This window comes from Streptomyces sp. NPDC048606 (assembly GCF_040650855.1).
In the GTDB taxonomy this organism is placed as follows: domain Bacteria; phylum Actinomycetota; class Actinomycetes; order Streptomycetales; family Streptomycetaceae; genus Streptomyces.
In genome coordinates this window covers 302,636-322,840 of record NZ_JBEZIB010000001.1, presented here as the reverse complement: position 1 = coordinate 322,840, position 20,205 = coordinate 302,636, and the positions used below count along the sequence as shown (strand labels likewise).

Below are 20,205 nucleotides of genomic sequence, written 5' to 3'. Positions count from 1 at the left end.
CGGAGCGGACACCGCGCCGGGAGGCGGGGAAGGAGGACGGCGATGAGCACGATCATCGGCGAAGGACAGATGGCCGCGCACCTGGCCGCCGCGCTCGGCTTCGGCTCGATCATCGGCCTGGAGCGGCAGTGGCGGGCCCGGATGGCGGGCCTGCGGACGAACGCCCTGGTCGCGGGCGGGGCGGCGCTGTTCGTGCTGCTCTCGCAGTACGGCTTCCTGAGCACGGTCTCGGAGGTCGGGTACGACGGCTCGCGGGTCGCGGCGCAGATCGTCTCCGGGATCGGCTTCCTCGGCGCCGGGGTCATCATGCGGGACGGGCTCGGCATCCAGGGCCTGAACACGGCCGCCACCCTGTGGTGCTCGGCGGCCGTGGGCTGCCTGGCCGGGGTGGGCCTGTTCGTCCTGGCGGCCTGCGGCACGGCGGGCGTCGTCGGGGCCAACCTGCTGCTGCGCCCGCTGGGCCGGCGGCTGGACCGGGCGCCGCGCGGCGGGGCCGAGGTCGCCCGTGACTACCACTTCGAGGCGGTCTGCCCCGAGGCGGAGGAGGCCCACCTCCGCCGCCGCGTGGTCGACGCGCTGGGCCGGCCGGGCTGCCGACTGCGGGAGATCCGCAGTGTCGACGGCCCGGCCCCGGGCCTGGTGACGGTCTCGGCGCTGCTGACCGCCGAGGGCGAGGAGGGTCGCGCGTTGGAGGAGGCGGTGGGCAACCTCTCGCTCGACCCTGCGGTCTCGGCGGTCGGCTGGTCGCTGGTCCCCGACGGCGCCCGCTGACGGCGCGCCCTGACGGCGCGCCGCCGAGGCGGGGCGCCGCCGCGGGGCGCGCTACTTGAGGGTGGCGGAGGTCAGTCCGGCCTGGATCTGGCGCTGGAAGGAGAGGTAGACCACCAGCATGGGGATCATCGCGATGGTCACGCCGGCGAACAGCACCGGCAGGTCCGTCTCGTAGCCCATCTGGTACTGGAGTTGGATCAGGCCCTGGGTGAGCATGTAGCGCTCGGGGTCCGATCCGCTCTGGGGCTGCATCAGCACGGAGGGCAGGATGTACTGGTTCCACTGGCCCAGGACATTGAATATCCCCACGCTGATCAGGCCGGGCTTGGCCATCGGCAGCATCACCTGGAAGAAGATCCGGGTGTCGGAGGCCCCGTCGATCACCGCCGCCTCGTGCACCGCCGTCGGCAGGGTGCGGAAGAAGGAGTGCATGAAGAAGACGGTGAAGGGCATCGAGTAGGCGACGTAGACCAGGATCAGCCCCTGGTACGTGTTCAGCATGTCCAGGCGCTTGACCATGAAGAACAGCGGTACGAGCGCCAGGAACACGGGGAACATCGCCCCGCTGACGAAGAAGTAGTAGACGATCCGGTTCCCCCGGAAGGGGTAGCGGGCCAGGACGTACGCCGCCATCGAGCCCAGCAGCATGGTCAGCGGCACGGAGAAGGCCAGCACGATCAGCGTGTGGCCGAAATAGCCGCCGATGCCCTTGTCCCAGGCGCGGGCGAAGGCGTCGAAGTGCCAGTTGGAGGGCCAGCTGAGGGCCGAGCCGCCGATCTGCGAGTCGGTCTTGAACGAGCCGAGCGCCAGCCAGATCAGGGGCAGGACGATCAGTATGGCCCACAGGGCGAGGAAGCCGTGGGAGAAGACGTTGAGCACCACGCCCTCGGAGCCGGTCTTCCGGTCCCCCTTCGGACTGCCGTCGCCGCCGGACTTCTCGGCCGCGGACTCGCCGGGTGCCTTGATGACTGTGGTCACGGTGTCTCCCGCTCAGAACTCGATGCGCTCGCGGCGGGTGGCGCGCAGCGTGATGACGGAGAGGATCATCGTCAGGACCAGCATCACGACGCCCATGGCGCACGCGTAGCCGCTCTTGCCGAAGTACAGGAAGTTGCGCATCAGGACGGTGGCCATGACCTCGCTGTGGTGGTCGGGGCCGCCGCCGAACTGGCCGGAGGTCATGGTCGACACCAGGACGAACATGTCCATCGCGGCGATGCCCAGGTAGACCGCCGAGGTCTGTACGGAGTCCCAGAGCAGGGGCAGCGTGACCTTGACGAAGGTCTGGGCGCGGCCGGCGCCGTCGAGCAGGGCGGCCTCGTAGATGTCCTTGGGCACGGACTGCATGGCGGCCGAGAAGAGGACGAGGTAGAAGCCGACGCCGTGCCAGACCACGACGAGCAGCAGGCACCACAGGACCAGGTTGGGCTGGTTGAGCCATTCGACGGGACGGGCCGGGTCGACGAGGCCGATTTTGGCGAGGAACCCGTTCAGCAGGCCGCCGGCGTCGCTGCGGTACACCGCGCCGAAGAGGACCGCGAGGATGGCGAGGGAGAGGACCTGCGGGAAGAAGTAGACGATCTTGTAGACGGCCGATCCGCGGACCCCGCGCACCCCGCCGGCCCCGCTGCGCCCTCCCGCGTTCACCATGAAGGCGAAGAAGAGGGCGAGCAGGATGGTGATCGTCGGGACGAACACCAGGAGCAGCAGGTTGTGCCACAGGGCGCCGCGGAAGACCTCGTCCTTCATCAGGGCCGAGTAGTTCTCCAGGCCGACGAAGTCGAACGTCGGCGACTGGCCCGACCAGTTGGTGAAGGAGTAGCCGAACGTCTGAACGTACGGCCAGATGACGAAAGTCAGATACAGGGCGAGCGGCAGGATGAGGAAGCCGGCGATGAAGCCGGTCCGTCCCCTGCCCCTGGCTACTTGGCTCATGGTGTCCGTCCCTGATGACGCTGCCGGTGGACGTGGGGTCAGCTGCGGTGGTTGTTCTTGGCGTTGGGGTCCTTGGCAGCCTTGTCTACCGCAGCCTGTGCCCGCTTGATCCACTCCTTTGGCTGGATCCGCTGGGCCATCAGCTCATTGGACGCGTTCTGGATCTCGGTGTCCATCTCGCTGTACCAGTCGGGGTAGAGGTAGTTGAAGGTGTTCTCCCCGGCCGTCTTGACGGCGGCCACGGCCGACTGGGTGCCCGGGCGGAGCTTGACGCTCGGGTCCACGCCGTCCTTGACGACGGTGAGCGAGTTGGCCTGCTGAGCGAAGATCGTCGACCATTCGCGGGAGAGCATGGAGCGCAGGAACTCCAGGCCGCCGGCCTTGTTGGCGGCCTTCTCCGGGACGATGAAGGGCTCGTTGGCACCGGCGCGGATGGCGGTGAAGGGCAGCTTGCTGTCGGCGAGGACCGGCACCGGCAGGAACTTCATGTCGAAGTCGTCGGGGGTCTGCTTGAGCTGCTCGTTCTCCAGCCAGGAGCCGGAGGGGATGAAGGCCGCCCGGTACTGGTTCCAGGCGGTCTGGGACTCCGTGTGGGTGAGGCCGTTGGTGCCGGGCATGAGGTAGCCCTTCTCCACCACCTCGTAGACCGCCTCGACGGCGGCCAGGGCGGCCGCGTTGCCCTCGAAGGCGTTCGGCTCCAGGTTGTCGATGGCCTTCATGGCCTCCAGACCGCCCTTCTTGGCGATCAGGTCCATGATCACGACGTTGATGTAGTACGGGTACTTCCCCTGGTGGGCCAGGCCGCCGATGCCGGCCTCCTTGGCCTTGGCGCACACGGCCAGGAACTCGTCCCAGGTCTTGGGCTCGGTCCAGCCCTTCTCCTTGAAGAGCTTGCCGGAGTACCAGAGGCCGAACACGGTGTAGACGTAGTTCAGGGAGACGAACTTGCCGCCCTGGGTGCCCTGTTCGACGGTGCCCGCAATGAGGGTGTCGCGCACCTTCTTGGTCGGGTCGTCGAGCGAGGGGGCGTCGAGCACGACGGTGAGGTCGGCCAGCTGGCCGCCCTTGGCGAGTACGTCGACCTTGATCTGCTGGGCGCCGGAGTCGTCGACGACGTCCGGCGGGTTGCCGCCGTTGAAGCGGGGCTGGAGCTTGGCGGCGATCTCCTGGGTGCCGAGGTGGGAGCTGGTGGTGCCCCACTTCTTGTCGAAGGCGGCCTCCCAGGCCTTGGCGTAGTCGTCGCCGAAGCCGCCCTTGAAGACGACCACGTCGAGTTTGCCGCCCTTGGCGACGCCGAACGGGTTCTCCTTGGACACGAGCCCCTTGTCCGGGCCCTTCGTGGAGGTGTCCTCGCCGCCGGAGGCGCAGGCCGACAGGAAGCTCATCGTCGGCACGGCGATCAGTCCGAGCGCCGCGGAACGCTTGATCAGATCACGGCGGCCGAGGCCCTCACCAGTGGATCCCATGCTCATGTCCTCGCCTTCGTCAGAAGTGTGAAGGAGGCCGGAAATCACGGCAGTTGCTGCCCAGGAGGGCATCATCGCAGGTCACCGCCATCCCCCGGTCCGGGCCCGCTCGTCGCGCGGTGGCCCCGGACGGGCACAGGTATAGTCCACTTCCGCTCGCCGGAGCAAGATCGTGCACAAGGATCGTTCCCGGCTTTTCCGAGTTGAGACCTGTCCGTCATCTGGGACCTCGCCGCGAAAAGCGGAAGGGCCGTATCCCCTTCGCAGGGGATACGGCCCTATGGTGCCGACTGTCGGCGCCGGGGAGACTGATTGGCCTCCGCCTGGCGTGCCCTGGTCCTTAGCCGCGGATCAGGTTGCGCAGCACGTACTGCATGATGCCGCCGTTGCGGTAGTAGTCGGCCTCGCCCGGCGTGTCGATGCGGACGACCGCGTCGAAGGAGACACCGCTGTCGGTGGTGACCTTGACGGTGCGCGGGGTGGTGCCGTCGTTCAGCTCCTCCACACCGGTGAAGGAGAAGGTCTCCTCGCCGGTGAGGCCGAGCGAGGCCGCGGTGGCGCCCTCGGGGAACTGCAGGGGCAGGACGCCCATGCCGATCAGGTTCGAGCGGTGGATGCGCTCGTAGGACTCGGCGATGACGGCCTTGACGCCGAGCAGCGCGGTGCCCTTGGCGGCCCAGTCGCGGGACGAGCCCGAGCCGTACTCCTTGCCCGCCAGGATGACCAGCGGGATGCCGGCGGCCTGGTAGTTCTGGGAGGCGTCGTAGATGAAGGAGACCGGCGCGCCCTCGACGGTGAAGTCGCGGGTGAAGCCGCCCTCGGTGCCCGGCGCGATCTGGTTGCGCAGGCGGATGTTGGCGAACGTACCGCGGATCATGACCTCGTGGTTGCCGCGGCGGGAACCGTAGGAGTTGAAGTCGCGGCGCTCGACGCCGTGCTCCGTGAGGTACTTGCCGGCCGGGGTGTCGGCCTTGATCGCACCGGCCGGGGAGATGTGGTCGGTGGTGACCGAGTCGCCCAGCTTCGCCAGCACGCGGGCGCCGGCGATGTCGGAGACCGGGGTGGTCTCCATCGTCATGCCCTCGAAGTAGGGGGGCTTGCGGACGTAGGTCGACTGCGGGTCCCACTCGAAGGTGTTGCCCGTCGGGATCGACAGCGCCTGCCACTGGGCGTCGCCCGCGAAGACGTCCTGGTAGGACTTGCTGAACATGTCCTCGCCGATGGCGTTCGCCACGACGTCGTTGACCTCGGCCTCGGAGGGCCAGATGTCCGCGAGGAAGACCGGCTTGCCCTCGGCGTCGGTGCCGATGGCCTCGCTGGTGATGTCCACCTTCATCGAGCCCGCGATGGCGTACGCGACGACCAGCGGCGGGGACGCCAGGTAGTTCATCTTGACGTCGGGGTTGATGCGACCCTCGAAGTTGCGGTTGCCCGAGAGGACCGAGGTGACCGCGAGGTCGTGCTCGTTGATCGCCTTCGAGATCTCCTCGTCCAGCGGACCGGAGTTGCCGATGCAGGTGGTGCAGCCGTACCCGACGAGGTTGAAGCCCATCTTGTCGAGGTACGGGGTCAGGCCGGCCTTGTCGAAGTAGTCGGTGACGACCTTCGAGCCCGGGGCCAGGGTGGTCTTGACCCAGGGCTTGCGGGTCAGGCCCTTCTCGACCGCCTTCTTGGCCACGAGCGCCGCGGCGACCATGACGTAGGGGTTCGAGGTGTTGGTGCAGGAGGTGATCGCGGCGACGGTGACGGCGCCGTGGTCGATCTCGAAGGAGGTGCCGTCGGCCAGGGTGACCTGGGTCGGACGGGTCGGGACGCCGTTGGCGGCGGCCGGGGCGTCGGACGCCGGGAAGGACTCCTTGCCGGCCTCCTCGTCGTCGCTGACGTAGTTGCGCACGTCCACGGCGAACTGCTCGGCGGCGTTGGCGAGGACGATGCGGTCCTGCGGGCGCTTCGGGCCGGCGATGGAGGGGACGACCGTGGAGAGGTCGAGCTCCAGCTTCTCGGAGAAGTCCGGCTCGGCGGCCGGGTCCAGCCACAGGCCCTGCTCCTTGGCGTACGCCTCGACGAGCGCGACCTGCTGGGCGTCGCGGCCGGTCAGGCGCAGGTACTTCAGGGTCTCGCCGTCGATCGGGAAGATCGCGGCGGTGGAGCCGAACTCCGGCGACATGTTGCCGATGGTGGCGCGGTTGGCCAGGGAGGTGGCGGCGACGCCCTCACCGTAGAACTCGACGAACTTGCCGACGACGCCGTGCTTGCGCAGCATCTCGGTGATCGTCAGCACGAGGTCGGTGGCGGTGGTGCCGGTGGGCAGCTCGCCGGTCAGCTTGAAGCCGACGACGCGCGGGATCAGCATGGAGACCGGCTGGCCGAGCATCGCGGCCTCGGCCTCGATGCCCCCGACGCCCCAGCCCAGCACGCCCAGGCCGTTGACCATGGTGGTGTGCGAGTCGGTGCCGACCAGGGTGTCGGGGTAGGCCTGGCCGCCCCGGACCATGACCGTGCGGGCCAGGTGCTCGATGTTGACCTGGTGGACGATGCCGGTGCCCGGGGGGACGACCTTGAAGTCGTCGAAGGCGGTCTGGCCCCAGCGCAGGAACTGGTAGCGCTCCTTGTTGCGGCCGTACTCCAGCTCGACGTTCTGCGCGAAGGCGTCCTTCGTGCCGAACTTGTCGGCGATGACCGAGTGGTCGATGACCATCTCGGCCGGCGACAGCGGGTTGACCTTCGCCGGGTCGCCGCCGAGCGCCTTGACGGCCTCGCGCATGGTGGCGAGGTCGACGACGCAGGGGACGCCGGTGAAGTCCTGCATGATCACGCGGGCCGGCGTGAACTGGATCTCCTGGCTGGGCTGGGCCTGGGAGTCCCAGCCACCGAGCGCCCGGATGTGGTCGGCGGTGATGTTCGCGCCGTCCTCGGTGCGGAGCAGGTTCTCCAGCAGGACCTTCAGGCTGTAGGGAAGGCGGGCGGCGCCTTCGACCTTGTCCAGCCGGAAGATCTCGTACGACTCGTCGCCCACCTGCAGCGTGCTGCGGGCGTCGAAGCTGTTCGCCGACACGACAGTCTCCTTCATGCATGATTCGCGCGTATTACCGCAATCCTGCCGCCACGCCCTCTGGCCAATCCGCTAAGGTAAGGCTAAGTTAGGTAACCCTTACCAGCGGGGGCGGCTGCGGTACGCCTTCGGCAGATATCTCGATGTCGAGATAACTCTAGTACATGTCCGGGGCGACGACGAGGCGCGCGCCCCACGACCCGTCGCGACCTTCCGTCGACCGGGGGCACGGGCCTGCCCGGACGCGCGCGGCGGACGCCCTCGACCGAGGCGGCACGGGGGCCGCGGACGAGGCCCACCCCCCTCCCCCGGACGGCCGCGCGCGGGGCCGGCGGTCGGGACGGACGAAGGGGGCGACGAGGCGCCGGGGCCGGGAGGCCTGGCACCACCGAACGGCCGAACCCGCCGGGCGGACCCCCGTACACCATGCTCCAATTCATCACAGGACACGCAAAACGGACCAACTTCCTTTTGCACCCTGGAAACAACAGCAGCCCCACCCGCCCCGACGGACAACGACGCAGCTCACACCCCGCACACCCGCCGCACCGGGACCGCGAACTGACGGGCAGTAACACCCGTCCGCCACGTCCGAAGCGATCTCCATCTCATATCTGAGATACCGTGCACCCATGGCAGACGACTACCTCGTACGCATCGGCAAGCTCATCCGTGACGCCCGGCAGCACCGTGGCTGGACACAGAGTCAGCTCGCCGACGCGCTCGGCACGAGCCAGAGCGCCGTGAACCGCATCGAGCGCGGCAACCAGAACATCAGCCTTGAGATGATCGCCCGGATCGGCGAAGCGCTCGACAGCGAGATCGTCTCCCTGGGTTACGCCGGCCCGATGCACCTGCGCGTCGTCGGCGGCCGACGGCTCTCCGGCGCCATCGACGTCAAGACGAGCAAGAACGCCTGCGTGGCCCTGCTCTGCGCCACGCTGCTCAACAAGGGCCGTACGGTCCTGCGTCGGGTCGCGCGCATCGAGGAGGTCTACCGCCTCCTGGAGGTGCTGAACTCCATCGGCGTCCGCACCCGCTGGATCAACGACGGCGTGGACCTGGAGATCGTCCCCCCGGCCCGCCTCGACATGGACGCCATCGACGCGGAGGCGGCCCGCCGCACCCGCAGCATCATCATGTTCCTGGGCCCCCTGCTGCACCGGATGGACCAGTTCCGCCTGCCGTACGCCGGTGGCTGCGACCTCGGCACCCGCACCATCGAGCCGCACATGATCGCCCTGCGCCGCTTCGGCCTGGACATCACCGCGACCGAGGGCATCTACCACGCGCAGGTCGAGGCGGGCGTCTCCCCCGACCGCCCGATCGTGCTGACCGAGCGCGGGGACACGGTCACCGAGAACGCCCTGCTGGCCGCGGCCCGCCACGACGGCGTCACCGTCATCCGCAACGCCTCCTCCAACTACATGGTCCAGGACCTGTGCTTCTTCCTGGAGGCGCTGGGCGTCGAGGTCGAGGGCATCGGCACCACCACCCTCACCGTCCACGGCGTCCCCGTGATCGACGTCGACGTCGACTACTCCCCCTCCGAGGACCCGGTCGAGGCGATGAGCCTGCTGGCCGCCGCCGTGGTCACCGAGTCGGAGCTGACGATCCGCCGGGTCCCGATCGAGTTCATGGAGATCGAGCTCGCGGTCCTGGAGGAGATGGGCCTCGACCACGACCGCTCCGCGGAGTACGTCGCCGACAACGGCCGCACCCGCCTGGTCGACCTGACGGTGCGCCCCTCGAAGCTCGAAGCCCCGATCGACAAGATCCACCCGATGCCCTTCCCCGGGCTGAACATCGACAACGTCCCCTTCTTCGCCGCCATCGCGGCCGCGGCCCAGGGCCAGACCCTGATCCACGACTGGGTGTACGACAACCGGGCCATCTACCTGACCGACCTCAACCGCCTCGGCGGACGCCTCCAGCTCCTGGACCCCCACCGCGTCCTGGTCGAGGGCCCCACCCGCTGGCGCGCGGCCGAGATGATGTGCCCGCCGGCCCTGCGCCCCGCGGTGGTCGTCCTGCTCGCGATGATGGCGGCCGAGGGCACCTCGGTCCTGCGCAACGTCTACGTCATCAACCGCGGCTACGAGGAACTCGCCGAGCGCCTCAACTCGGTCGGCGCCCAGATCGAGATCTTCCGCGACATCTGACCCGGTCGCAGGCCATGACGTCCGCCGGAGGGCGGTCCCCCGTACGCCGCGGGGGGCCGCCCTCCGGCGTCTTCGGGGCGGGGCGGCGCGTACGTGCCAAAGGTGCGGCGAGCCGGTGCCTTTTGGCCGGATGACCTGAACGCGACCTCGCCGGAACACGGGTTCGAGCGTCAGAATCGGTCCGTCGGTACGGTTTCGAGGGGGCGGCCATGGCAGTGGACACCGGGCACGGCACGGGTACGGGTACGTCGATCCCCGACCTGGAGGGGGTCCCGCTGCTCGGATCGCTCCCCGACCTGAAGGCCGACTCGCTCGGCACCTACCTGCGCGCCAACCGGCGGCACGGGGACGTCGTACGGGTCCTCGCCGGCCCGCCCGGCCTGCGCGCCGAGCTGTACTGCGTGTTCTCGGCCGAGGGCGCCCAGCGGGTGCTGGCCGGCGAGGCGGCCAACTTCCGCAAGGACAACACCTTCTACCAGGAGGTCCGCACCTCCTTCGGCAACGGGCTGCTGACCAGCCAGGACGAGGACTACCTGCGCCAGCGCCGGCTGGTGCAGCCGCTGTTCACCCGCAGGCGCGTCGACGGGTACGCCGCGGCCGTCGCCGGCGAGACCGACGCCGTCCTCGCCTCCTGGGCGCGGGCGCGGGACGGGATCGTCGACGTCTCCTCCGAGATGATGCACCTGGCCCTGCGCGCCGTCGCCCGCATCCTCTTCGGCACCGACGTGGAGACCACCGTGGACGTGGTCGACCGGTGCTTCCCGGTCATCACCGAGTACGTGCTGCGCCGCGGCTACTCCCCCGCCAACATCCCGCGCGGCTGGCCGACCCCCGGCAACCGGCGGGCCGCCGCCGCGATGGACGAGTTGTACGCCGTCTGCGACGCGATCATCACGGGGCGGCGCGACGCCTCCCACGGCGAGGGGCTGGGCGAGGACCTGCTGACGCTGCTCGCCGCCGCGCAGAGCGCGGACGACGCCGCCTTCGACGCCACCGAGCTGCGCGACCAGGTGCTGATCTTCCTGCTGGCCGGTCACGAGACGACCGCGACCTCGCTGGGCTTCGCCCTGCACCTGCTGGGCCGTCACCCCGAGGAGCAGGCGCGGGCCCGGGAGGAGGTCTCCCGCGTGCTGGGCGACCGTACGCCCGAGGCGGCGGACCTGGACCGTCTGCCGTACCTGACCCGGGTCCTCAAGGAGGCCATGCGGCTCTATCCGGCGGCCCCGGTGATCGGGCGCAGGGCCGTCGCCGCGACCGAGATCGGCGGGTACACCATCCCGGCGGGGGCCGACGTGATCCTCTCGCCGTGGGTGACGCACCGCCACCCCGCCTACTGGAGCGAGCCGGACCGCTTCGACCCGTCCCGGTTCACCCCCGAGGCGGAGGCGGCACGGCCGCGCTACGCCTGGTTCCCCTTCGGCGGCGGGCCGCGCGCCTGCATAGGTCAGCACTTCTCGATGCTGGAGTCGGTGATCGCGCTGGCCATGATCCTGCGCGCGTACGAGTTCGAGGCCGTGGACACCGAGGTCCCGGTGAGCGCCGGGATCACCCTGCGCACGGAGGGTCCCTCGCGCTGCCGGATCCGTCGGGTGGACCGCTGAGCCCGGCCGTGTCGTCCGCCGCGGTACCGCGCGGCGCGGGATTCCCCGGGTTGGCGGTCGCGGGCGGGGGGCGGCGCGGGTTGGATGGCGGGGTGGAGCAACTGCTGAGGGTCCAGAACTTCAACGTCTCGCGCGACGGGTTCGGCGCCGGCGAGGGGCAGAGCCTGGAGCGGCCGTTCGGGCACGCCGAGCCCGCGAAGATGTTCGCGTGGGCCGGTGCGACGGCGAGCTGGCCGGGGCGCACCGAGCCGGGCGGCAGCCGCGGCCTCGACGACTACTTCACCCGGGACTTCGGGCACAACATCGGGGCCGAGATCATGGGCCGCAACAAGTTCGGACCCCAGCGCGGTCCGTGGCGCGACCACGACTGGCGCGGGTGGTGGGGCGACGAGCCCCCGTTCCACACCCCGGTGTTCGTCATGACCCACCACGAGCGGCCGTCGTTCACGCTCTCCGACACCACGTTCCACTTCGTCGCCGGCGAGCCGGCCGCCGTGCTCGCGCGGGCGCGGGAGGCGGCGGGGGGCAAGGACGTGCGCCTCGGTGGCGGGGCCGGCGTCATCCGGGAGTTCCTCGACGCCGACCTCGTCGACACCCTGCACGTGGCGGTGTCCCCCGTCGACCTGGGGTCGGGGGCGCGGCTGTGGGAGTCGCCCGCCGAGCTGCTCGACCGGTTCCACCTGGAGGTGGTGCCGAGCCCGGGCGGCGAGGTCACGCACCACCTGTTCTGGCGGAGGTGACCCCGGGCCGGGGTCGAGGTCGAGGTAGGGGTCGGACTAGCGGTAGTCGTCCGGGTGGTCCTGCATCCAGCTGTTGATCTCGTCGCGGGTGGAGATCAGGACGCTCTGGTGCTTCTTCAGGTTCTCGAAGGTCCGGTCCCCGCCGAGTTCCTTGTCGAGCTTCGCGATCAGGGCGATCGGCTCGGGGAAGTGGCCCGGCCCCTTGGCGTCGGCCTTCATGGCACGGTCCATGCGGTGGAGCTCGTCGTAGACCCGCCCGAGGAAGTACGCGCAGTTGCCCGGGGTGCACGACTCCTGGAGGGTGGCCTGGAGCCCCGCGAAGGCGTCGCGGACCAGTTCGGGCGGCGTGCCGGTCGTGCCCCCGGAGGCCGAGGGGGCCGCGGAGGCGCCGCGCGGGCTCGACGGGGAGGCCGAGACGGAGGCGGAGGCGGAGGGGCTCGAAGCCGGAGCCGATGCCGGAGCCGAGGCGGGCGCGGAGGCCGACGACTTGGCGGTGGGCGCGGTCGGCTTCTCCTCGCCGCCGCAGCCGACGGCGAACGCCGCCAGCGTGACGGTGAGCGTCGCGAGCGCCGCGCGGCGCATGGTCGATCCGTACATTGGTGTCCCCCCGTGGTCCGATGATCCGTCGACCCTACAGACCCTTGTCGCCCGGGACGGGTGCCGGGGTGTGGTTGCCCTGAAGTCGTGCCAGGTCGGAGGGGCGGACCTGGATGACGAACACCGCGATCACCGCGCCGACGAGGGTGAACAGCGACGCCGCGACGAAGGACGCGCTCACGCCCGAGGTGAGGACCCGCTCGGCCCACGGTCCGGGCAGCTGCCCGGTGCGCGCGAAGAGGGCCTTCTGTACGGGTCCGGCCGTCTCCAGGAAGGCCGGCACCTGCACCTTGGCCTCGTGCCGGCTCGCCGTGCCGAAGACGGTGACCAGGATGGACAGGCCGAGCGACCCGCCGATCTGCTGCATCGTGTTGAGCAGGCCGGAGGCCGCGCCCGACTCCCGGTCGGGCACGTTGGACAGGGCCATCAGGGTCAGCGAGACGAACTGGAGGCCCATGCCGGTGGCGAAGACCACCATCGGCCCCAGCACGCTGCCCAGGTACGTGGAGTCGACGTCCGTACGCGTCAGCCAGGCCAGTCCGACGGCGCAGCACAGCGCGCCCGCGACCATGAAGGGTTTGGGTCCGAAGCGGGGCAGCAGCTGGGAGGCGAAGCCGGCCGCCAGCGCGATCATCACGCTGACCGGGAGGAAGGCGAGGCCGGCCCGGAGCGGGCTGAAGCCGAGGACGTTCTGGACGAAGAGGGTGAGGAAGAAGAACATGCCGAAGATCGCGCAGGCGAGGAAGAGCATGATGCCGTAGGTCCCGGCGCGGTTGCGGTCGGCGAACATGTGCAGCGGCGTGATGGGTTGGGGGGAGCGGCGTTCGTTGAGGACGAACAGGGCGAGCAGGACGACGGCGGCGGCGAAGGAGCCGAGCGTCACCCCGTCGCGCCAGCCCTCCTGGGAGGCGCGGATGAACCCGTAGACGAGGGCGACCATGCCGCCGGTGGACAGCAGCGCGCCGGCGAGGTCGAAGTGTCCGGGGCGGCGTTCGGATTCGCGCAGGACGCGGGCGGCGAGGACGGCGATGAGCGCGGCGATGGGGACGTTGACGAACAGGACCCAGCGCCAGTCGAGCCATTCGACGAGGAGGCCGCCGGCGAGGAGGCCGATCGCGCCGCCGCCCGCCGACACGGCGGCGAAGACGCCGAACGCGCGGTTGCGGGCGGGGCCTTCGCGGAAGGTGGTGGTGATCAGGGCCAACGCGGTCGGGGAGGCGATGGCGCCGCCGACTCCCTGGAGGGCGCGGGCGGCCATCAGCTGGCCGGCGTTCTGGGCGAGGCCGCCGAGGAGGGAGGCCAGGCCGAAGAGCAGGACGCCGAAGATGAAGACCCGTTTGCGACCGAGGATGTCGCCGGTGCGTCCGCCGAGGAGGAGGAGTCCGCCGAAGGTGAGCGTGTAGGCGTTGACGACCCAGGACAGGCTCTCGGTCGAGAAGTCGAGCGCGGTCTGGATGTGGGGCAGCGCGATGTTCACGATGGTGATGTCGAGAACGACCATGAGCTGGCAGGAGGCGATGACGAACAGGGCCAGTCCGTTTCCGCTCCCTCGGACCGTGCCGTCGGTCCCGTTGTTGGTCGGCTGAGCGTTCGGGTCCACTAGTCGACGCTATGTCCGGTTTTCAAGGACCACCACTCGAATGGGCTAGGCCATGTGATATTTCACATGCCACACTGCCGTTATGGACCCCTTCCTCAGGCTCTCCGCCGACACCGCACGCTTCACCCACGGAGCCCCCCGCGCCTTCTCGTTCGGCGACGACGGCCGCCTCCTGTGGTTCCTGCGCTCGTCCGGCCCCACCGACCCGCTCGACGCCCTCTGGGTCCTCGACACCACCACCGGCGCCGAGACCCTGCTGGCCGACCCCCGCGCCCTGCGCGTCCCCGGAGGCCGACTCCCGCTCGCCGAACGCCGGTTGCGCGAACGGACCCGCCTGGTCGCCGACGGGATCGGATCCTACGCCCTGACCGCCGACGGCCGGCGCGCCGTGTTCTGCCTCCACGGACGGCTCCACGCGGTCACCGCCGGCGCGGACGCGCCCCCCGAGGAACTGCCGACCGCCGTTCCCGCCTTCGACCCCCGCCCGAACGCCGACGGCTCGCGCACCGCCTACGTCGGCGACGACGACGCCCTCCACACCGTCCCGGGCGGGCGGATCAGCCCGGACGACGGGGCCCGCTGGGGCATCGCGGAGTTCGCCGCCGCCGAGGAACTCGGACGCGCCCGGGGCCACTGGTGGGCACCGGACGGGCAGAGCCTGCTCGCCGCCCGCGTCGACGAGGGCGCCCTGCCGCGACGCTGGTTCGCCGACCCGGCGCACCCCGAGCTGCCGGCCGAGGACTTCGCCTACCCGGAGGCCGGCGGACCCAACGCCGACGTGCGGCTGTGGGTGCTCGGCCCGGACGGCCCCCGGGTGCGCCTCGACTGGGACGTCGAGGAGTTCCCGTACGTCTCCGACGTCGACTGGACCGGCGACGGCGCGGGCCCGGGCGAGATCCTGCTGACCGTCCAGGACCGGCTCCAGCGCACCGTCCTGCTGCTCACCGCCGACCCGACCACCGGCCGCACCCGCGAGCTGTCGCGCACCACGCACCCCCGCTGGGTGGACCCGATGGTGCCGGGCACCCCCGCGCGGCTGGCCGACGGACGGACGCTCACCGCCGTCGACACCCCCGACGGGGCCGCCCGCGGGCTCGCCGTCGACGGCAAACCCCTCACCGACGACGGGATCCAGGTGCGCCGCGTGGTCGGCGTCCACCAGGGACGCCTGATCGTCGAGGCCGGCCTGCGCGACCCCTCCGAACAGCAGGTCCTGCTGCTCGACCCCACCACGGGCGAGCGGACCCCGCTCGCCGACGGCCCCGGGGTGCACTCCGTGGCCACCGCCGGCGCCGGGGCCCTGCTGCTGACCTCCGCCGACGCCGACGGAGTGCGCTTCGCCGGACGCACCGCCGACGGCCGGGAGTTCGCCCCGGCCGACCTGTCCTCCCCGCTGCCCCACCGGGTCGTCCCCCTCCTGGAACGCGTCACCGAGCACGGCCTCCCCACCGCACTCGTACTGCCCCGCCACCACGTGCCCGGACACCGACTGCCCGTCCTGATGGACAGCTACGGCGGCCCAGGCTTCCAGGACGTCTGCGCCGAGCCCCGCCGCTGGCAGGCCCGCCAATGGTGGGCCGACCAGGGCTTCGCCGTGGTCACCGTCGACAACCGGGGCACCCCCTACGTCTCCCCCGCCTTCACCCACGCCGTGCACCGGGGCTTCTCCGACGTCACCCTGGAGGATCAGGTCGCAGCCCTCCGGGCCCTGGGCGCCCGCCACCGCGACCTGGACCTCGGCCGGGTCGGCGTACGGGGCTGGTCCTACGGCGGCTACCTGTCCGCCCTGGCCGTGCTGCGCCGGCCCGACGTCTTCCACGCGGCCGCCGCCGGGGCCGCGCCCACCGACTTCCGCCACTACGACACCGCCTACACCGAGCGCTACCTGGGCCTGCCGCAGGAGCACCCCGAGGTGTACGAGCGGGACTCGCTGATCCCCGACGCGCCCTCGCTGAGCCGGCCCCTGCTGCTGGTCACCGGCCTGACCGACGACAACGTCCACCCCTCGCACACCCTGCGCCTGTCCCGCGCCCTCACCGACGCGGGCCGCCCGCACCGGCTGCTGGCCCTGCCCGGTGTCACGCACATGACCCCGCACGGCACCCGGGAGAAGGTCATGGCCCAGGAGCTGGCCTTCTTCCGCGAGGCCCTGGCCCTCTGACGGCTCCCACGCGGAAGGGCCCCGGAGGCTTCATCGGCTCCGGGGCCCTTCCTCTTCCCGTGGATCCCCGTCAGTCACCCGGGAAGTGACACGCCACCTCGCGCGAGGCGGCCGTTCTCAGTACCGGCCGTTCGGTGCGGCAGACCTCCTGCGCCTTCGGACAGCGCGGGTGGAAGCCGCACCCCGGCGGCGGGGAAGCCGGGCTCGGCGGATCACCGAGGAGCACGATCCGCTCGCGCCGCCGCTCCGCCGCCGGGTCGGGCAGCGGGACCGCGGACAGCAGCGCCCGGGTGTAGGGGTGCTGCGGGTCCTCGTACAGGGACCGCTTGTCCCCGATCTCGACGATCCGGCCGAGGTACATGACGGCGACCCGGTCGGACACGCGCTTGACCACGGACAGGTCGTGCGCGATGAACACGTAGGCGAGGCCGAGTTCGGCGCGCAGCCGCTCCATGAGGTTGACGATCTGCGCCTGCACCGACACGTCGAGGGCGGAGACCGGTTCGTCCGCGACGACCAGCCGGGGGTTGGTGGCCAGCGAGCGGGCGATGCCGATGCGTTGGGCCTGTCCGCCGGAGAACTCGTGCGGGTAGCGGTCGATGTGCTCGGGGATCAGTCCCGTCAGCTCCATCAGGTCGGCGGCCCGGCGGCGGGCGTCGGCCGCGCTCCACCCCTGGACCAGCAGCGGGTCGGAGATGATCCGGGCCACCGTCTGGCGGGGGTTGAGGGAGGAGTGCGGGTCCTGGAAGACCATCTGGATGTTCCGGCGCAGGGGCCGCAGGGCCCCCTGCGAGAGCCGGCTGATGTCCCTGCCCTCGAACGTCACGCTGCCGGAGGTGGGCTCCAGCAGCCGGACCAGCATCCGGCCGGTGGTGGACTTGCCGCAGCCCGACTCCCCGACGAGCCCCAGGGTCCGGCCCGCCTCCAGGTCGAAGGAGACCCCGTCGACGGCCCGCACGGGCGCCCCCCGGCGCCCGGTCAGGGTCCGCTTCCCGGGGAAGGTCATCGTCAGGTCCCGTACGGACAGCAGGGGCGCGGCGGCGCCCTCGGTGGGCGGGTTCGGGCTCATCGGGCCGCCTCCTCGGCGCTACGGGTCCCCGCGCCGGCCGGCCGCGGGTCTCCCGGGAAGTGGCAGGCGACGCCGCGCTCCGGGCGGTCCCCGTACGTCTCGAACGGCGGCCGCGTCCCGGTGCAGGGAGCGGCCGCGCGGGGGCAGCGCGGGGCGAAGGCGCAGCCCGGGGCGGGGGCGAGCAGGGACGGCGGGGAGCCGGGGATGGAGGGCAGGGGGACGTCGTCGGCCGTGTCCAGGCGCGGCAGGGAGTCGAGCAGTCCGCGGGTGTAGGGGTGGGCGGGGTCGGCGAACAGCGCGTCGACGGGCGCTCGTTCGACGGCCCGGCCGCCGTACATGACGAGCACCTCGTGGGCGACGCGGGCCACCACGCCCAGATCGTGGGTGATCATGACGACGCCGAGGCCGCGTTCCTGTTGGAGGCGGGCGATCAGTTCCAGGATCTGGGCCTGGACGGTGACGTCGAGGGCGGTGGTGGGTTCGTCGGCGATCAGCAGGTCGGGCTCGCAGGCCAGGGCCATGGCGATCATCGCCCGCTGGCGCATGCCGCCGGAGAACTGGTGCGGGTACTCCCCGGCGCGCCGGGCGGGTTCGGGGATGCCGACCTCGCCGAGCATGTCGACCGCGCGTCTGCGCGCGGCGGCCCGGCCGGCCTTGAAGTGGACCCGGAAGTGCTCGGCGATCTGCTCGCCGACGGTGTAGTAGGGGTGCAGGCTGGAGAGCGGGTCCTGGAAGATCATGGCCATCCTCCGGCCGCGCACGGCGGAGAGCTCCTTCTCGCCGAGGCGGTTCAGTTCCCGTCCGGCGAGCGTGACGGAGCCGGTGACCTCGGCGCCTTCGCGGTGCAGGCCCATGACGGCGAGGGAGGTCACGGACTTGCCGGAGCCGGATTCGCCGACGATGCCGAGGGTGCGTCCGGCCTCGACGGTGAAGTCGAGGGAGTCGACGGCGCGGACGGTGCCGCGCGGGGTGGTGAAGGTGACGCGCAGGTCGCGGACGTGGAGCAGCGGGGCGTCGGGGGTGGCGGTGGGAGGGGGCATCAGTACCTCACCCTCGGGTCGATGACGGCGTACAGGAGGTCGACGACGAGGTTGGCGACGACGATGAAGAAGGCGGCCAGCAGGGTGACGCCGAGGACCACCGGCTGGTCGGAGTTGACGAGCGCCCCGTAGAAGAGGCGGCCGATGCCGGGCAGGCCGAAGATGGACTCGGTGATGACGGCTCCGGCGAGGAGGCCTCCGAGGTCCATGCCGAAGATGGTCAGGATGGGGGTCATCCCGGAGCGCAGGCCGTGTTTGACGACGACGGTGCGCTCGGGCATGCCCTTGGCGCGGGCGGTGCGGATGTACGGCTCGGCCATCGCCTCGATCATCGAACCGCGGCTCTGGCGGGCGTACATGGCGGCGTAGAGCAGGGCGAGCGCGATCCAGGGCAGCAGGAGGTTGCCGGCCCAGGCGAGCGGGTCGTCGGTGAGGGCGCGGTAGGTGGGGTACGGCAGGAGTCCGGCGATGCGGATGACTCCGTAGATGAGCATGACGGAGGTGAAGTAGACCGGCAGGGAGGCGGCGGCGACGGCGCCGACCATCAGGGCCTTGTCGGTGGCGGAGTCCTTGCGCAGGGCGGCGGTGACGCCGGCGCCGAGGCCGAGGACCATCCACAGGACGGCCGCGCCGAGGGCGAGGGAGGCCGAGACCGGGAGCCGGTCCATCAGCAGGTCCCAGACGGGCAGGGAGTTCTCGTACGAGTAGCCGAGGCAGGGGAAGTCGCAGTGCAGGGCGTACTGGCCGGTGCCGAGGGTGCGGCCCGTGAAGATGCCGGTGACGAAGTCCGCGAACTGTCGCCACAGGGGCTGGTCGAGGCCCAGGTGGACGCGTACGTCGGCGAGGCGTTCGGCGCTGCACGTCTTGCCGCAGGCGGCGGCGGCCGGGTCGGAGGGCAGGACGTAGAAGATGAGGAAGGTGACGGCGGCGATGGCCAGGAGCACCGCGGCCAGGGCGATCAGGCGGCGCAGGAGGTAGAGGATCACGTGCGGCCGCCCCTCGGGTCGAGGATGTCGCGCAGGGCGTCCCCGAGGAGGGTGAAGGCGAGCACGGCGAGGAAGAGGAAGACGCTCGGGATCACGAAGTACATGGGGTCGGTCTCGTAGAAGGCGACGGACTCGGCGATCATCTGGCCCCAGGACGGGGTGGGCGGGCGGACGCCGACGCCGAGGTAGCTGAGCGCGGCCTCGGTGCTGATCATGCCGGGGATCAGCAGGGTGGTGTAGGCGATGACCGGTCCGGACACCCCGGGGAGGATGTCGCGGGTGAGGATGCGCCAGGAGGTCGCGCCGCCGACGCGGGCGGCGTCGACGTACTCGCGGTGTTTGAGGGAGAGGGTCTGGCCGCGGACCACGCGGGCGACGCCGGGCCAGCCGAAGAGGCCGATGACGGCGGTCATGAGCACGATCCGGTTGACGTCCTTGGCCACCGACAGCATCGCGATCATGAAGATGAGGGAAGGGAAGGACATGGTGAGGTCCATCAGCCGGGAGAGCGCGGCGTCGACGCGACCGCCGAAGTAGCCCGCCGCGATGCCGGCCGCGGTGCCGGTCAGGACCACGATGGCGGTGGCGGCGAAGGCGATGAGGAGGGAGACCTGGGCGCCGTGGACGACGCGGGCGAACAGGTCGCGGCCGGTGACGGGTTCCACGCCGAGCCAGTGTTCGGCGCTGATGCCGCCGAAGGAGCCCAACGGTTGTCCGCCGAGGTAGGGGTCGATGGCGGTCTTGTCGAACTCGTCCGGGGACCAACCGCCGAGCGCGCCCAGCCAGGGCGCGGCGACGGCCATCAGGACGAACAGGAGGACGACGCAGAGGCTGACGCGGACGGCGGGGCGGCGGCCCAGTTCCCGTCGGGCCAGTTGCCAGGGGCTGCTGCCGGGGGCCGTCGCGCGGGCGTCCCCCTCGCGGGCGGCCTCCTCGCGGGCGGCCGGGGTCGGTGCGCCGTCCGGGGTCGGGAGCGTGGGCCCGCCGGCGTCCGGTGCGGTGGTGGTCATGGTGTCGTCGGCTCC

General features: G+C 71.1%; 15 protein-coding genes. 5 read left to right on the top strand and 10 right to left on the bottom strand.

The window, feature by feature from the left end; translation table 11 throughout:
* Nucleotides 1-42: 42 nt before the first annotated feature.
* On the top strand, nucleotides 43-771 hold the full coding sequence (locus AB0D01_RS01295) for an MgtC/SapB family protein (RefSeq protein ID WP_363052882.1): 729 nt from the start codon (nucleotides 43-45) through the stop codon (nucleotides 769-771).
* Between the two features lie 51 nt (nucleotides 772-822).
* Here AB0D01_RS01295 and AB0D01_RS01290 read toward each other — a convergent pair whose 3' ends face one another.
* The 4 genes from AB0D01_RS01290 to acnA all read right to left on the bottom strand — a co-directional run bounded on the left by AB0D01_RS01290 (nucleotide 823) and on the right by acnA (nucleotide 7,227).
* Nucleotides 823-1,749: a carbohydrate ABC transporter permease gene (locus AB0D01_RS01290; RefSeq protein ID WP_363052880.1), complete on the bottom strand. Its 927-nt coding sequence runs from the start codon at nucleotides 1,747-1,749 to the stop codon at nucleotides 823-825.
* A 12-nt stretch (nucleotides 1,750-1,761) separates the two neighbouring features.
* Nucleotides 1,762-2,706 (bottom strand): sugar ABC transporter permease, encoded by a 945-nt coding sequence (locus tag AB0D01_RS01285; RefSeq protein ID WP_363052879.1) that lies wholly within the window; start codon nucleotides 2,704-2,706, stop codon nucleotides 1,762-1,764.
* A gap of 38 nt (nucleotides 2,707-2,744) precedes the next feature.
* Entirely contained in the window at nucleotides 2,745-4,178 is a 1,434-nt protein-coding gene (gene ngcE, locus AB0D01_RS01280) for an N-acetylglucosamine/diacetylchitobiose ABC transporter substrate-binding protein (RefSeq protein ID WP_363052877.1), read from the bottom strand.
* Between the two features lie 334 nt (nucleotides 4,179-4,512).
* Nucleotides 4,513-7,227, bottom strand: coding sequence for an aconitate hydratase AcnA (gene acnA / locus AB0D01_RS01275; RefSeq protein ID WP_363052875.1), 2,715 nt, complete (start codon nucleotides 7,225-7,227; stop codon nucleotides 4,513-4,515).
* Between the two features lie 629 nt (nucleotides 7,228-7,856).
* Here acnA and AB0D01_RS01270 point away from each other — a divergent pair.
* The 3 genes from AB0D01_RS01270 (at nucleotide 7,857) to AB0D01_RS01260 (ending at nucleotide 11,727) form a co-directional block, all read left to right on the top strand.
* The gene (locus AB0D01_RS01270) at nucleotides 7,857-9,386 is read left to right on the top strand and encodes a UDP-N-acetylglucosamine 1-carboxyvinyltransferase (protein ID WP_363052873.1); all 1,530 of its coding nucleotides are present in this window, start codon (nucleotides 7,857-7,859) and stop codon (nucleotides 9,384-9,386) included.
* Between the two features lie 209 nt (nucleotides 9,387-9,595).
* The gene (locus AB0D01_RS01265; RefSeq protein ID WP_363052871.1) at nucleotides 9,596-10,987 is read left to right on the top strand and encodes a cytochrome P450; all 1,392 of its coding nucleotides are present in this window, start codon (nucleotides 9,596-9,598) and stop codon (nucleotides 10,985-10,987) included.
* 92 nt (nucleotides 10,988-11,079) lie between these two features.
* On the top strand, nucleotides 11,080-11,727 hold the full coding sequence (locus AB0D01_RS01260) for a dihydrofolate reductase family protein (protein WP_363052869.1): 648 nt from the start codon (nucleotides 11,080-11,082) through the stop codon (nucleotides 11,725-11,727).
* Nucleotides 11,728-11,763: 36 nt separating this feature from the next.
* Here the strand turns inward: AB0D01_RS01260 and AB0D01_RS01255 are convergent, their stop codons facing one another.
* Both AB0D01_RS01255 and AB0D01_RS01250 read right to left on the bottom strand, forming a co-directional pair.
* The gene (locus AB0D01_RS01255; protein WP_363052867.1) at nucleotides 11,764-12,324 is read right to left on the bottom strand and encodes a hypothetical protein; all 561 of its coding nucleotides are present in this window, start codon (nucleotides 12,322-12,324) and stop codon (nucleotides 11,764-11,766) included.
* A gap of 34 nt (nucleotides 12,325-12,358) precedes the next feature.
* Nucleotides 12,359-13,924: an MFS transporter gene (locus tag AB0D01_RS01250; RefSeq protein WP_363052865.1), complete on the bottom strand. Its 1,566-nt coding sequence runs from the start codon at nucleotides 13,922-13,924 to the stop codon at nucleotides 12,359-12,361.
* Nucleotides 13,925-14,006: 82 nt separating this feature from the next.
* On the opposite strand from AB0D01_RS01250, the gene AB0D01_RS01245 reads away from it, so the two are divergent.
* Nucleotides 14,007-16,085, top strand: coding sequence for a prolyl oligopeptidase family serine peptidase (locus tag AB0D01_RS01245; protein WP_363052863.1), 2,079 nt, complete (start codon nucleotides 14,007-14,009; stop codon nucleotides 16,083-16,085).
* 70 nt (nucleotides 16,086-16,155) lie between these two features.
* On the opposite strand, the gene AB0D01_RS01240 is transcribed toward AB0D01_RS01245, so the two are convergent.
* Genes AB0D01_RS01240 through AB0D01_RS01225 form a run of 4 tightly spaced genes read right to left on the bottom strand, consistent with a single transcriptional unit; the run spans nucleotide 16,156 to nucleotide 20,190 of the window.
* The gene (locus AB0D01_RS01240) at nucleotides 16,156-17,154 is read right to left on the bottom strand and encodes a dipeptide ABC transporter ATP-binding protein (protein WP_363052861.1); all 999 of its coding nucleotides are present in this window, start codon (nucleotides 17,152-17,154) and stop codon (nucleotides 16,156-16,158) included.
* Entirely contained in the window at nucleotides 17,151-18,194 is a 1,044-nt protein-coding gene (locus AB0D01_RS01235; RefSeq protein WP_363052859.1) for an ABC transporter ATP-binding protein, read from the bottom strand. The genes AB0D01_RS01240 and AB0D01_RS01235 overlap by 4 nt, the downstream gene beginning before the upstream one ends.
* Complete coding sequence (locus AB0D01_RS01230) at nucleotides 18,194-19,180, bottom strand: ABC transporter permease (RefSeq protein WP_363052857.1); 987 nt, start codon at nucleotides 19,178-19,180, stop codon at nucleotides 18,194-18,196. Before AB0D01_RS01230 ends, AB0D01_RS01235 begins: the two co-directional genes overlap by 1 nt.
* The gene (locus AB0D01_RS01225) at nucleotides 19,177-20,190 is read right to left on the bottom strand and encodes an ABC transporter permease (protein ID WP_363052855.1); all 1,014 of its coding nucleotides are present in this window, start codon (nucleotides 20,188-20,190) and stop codon (nucleotides 19,177-19,179) included. The genes AB0D01_RS01230 and AB0D01_RS01225 overlap by 4 nt, the downstream gene beginning before the upstream one ends.
* Between the last annotated feature and the right edge of the window lie 15 nt (nucleotides 20,191-20,205).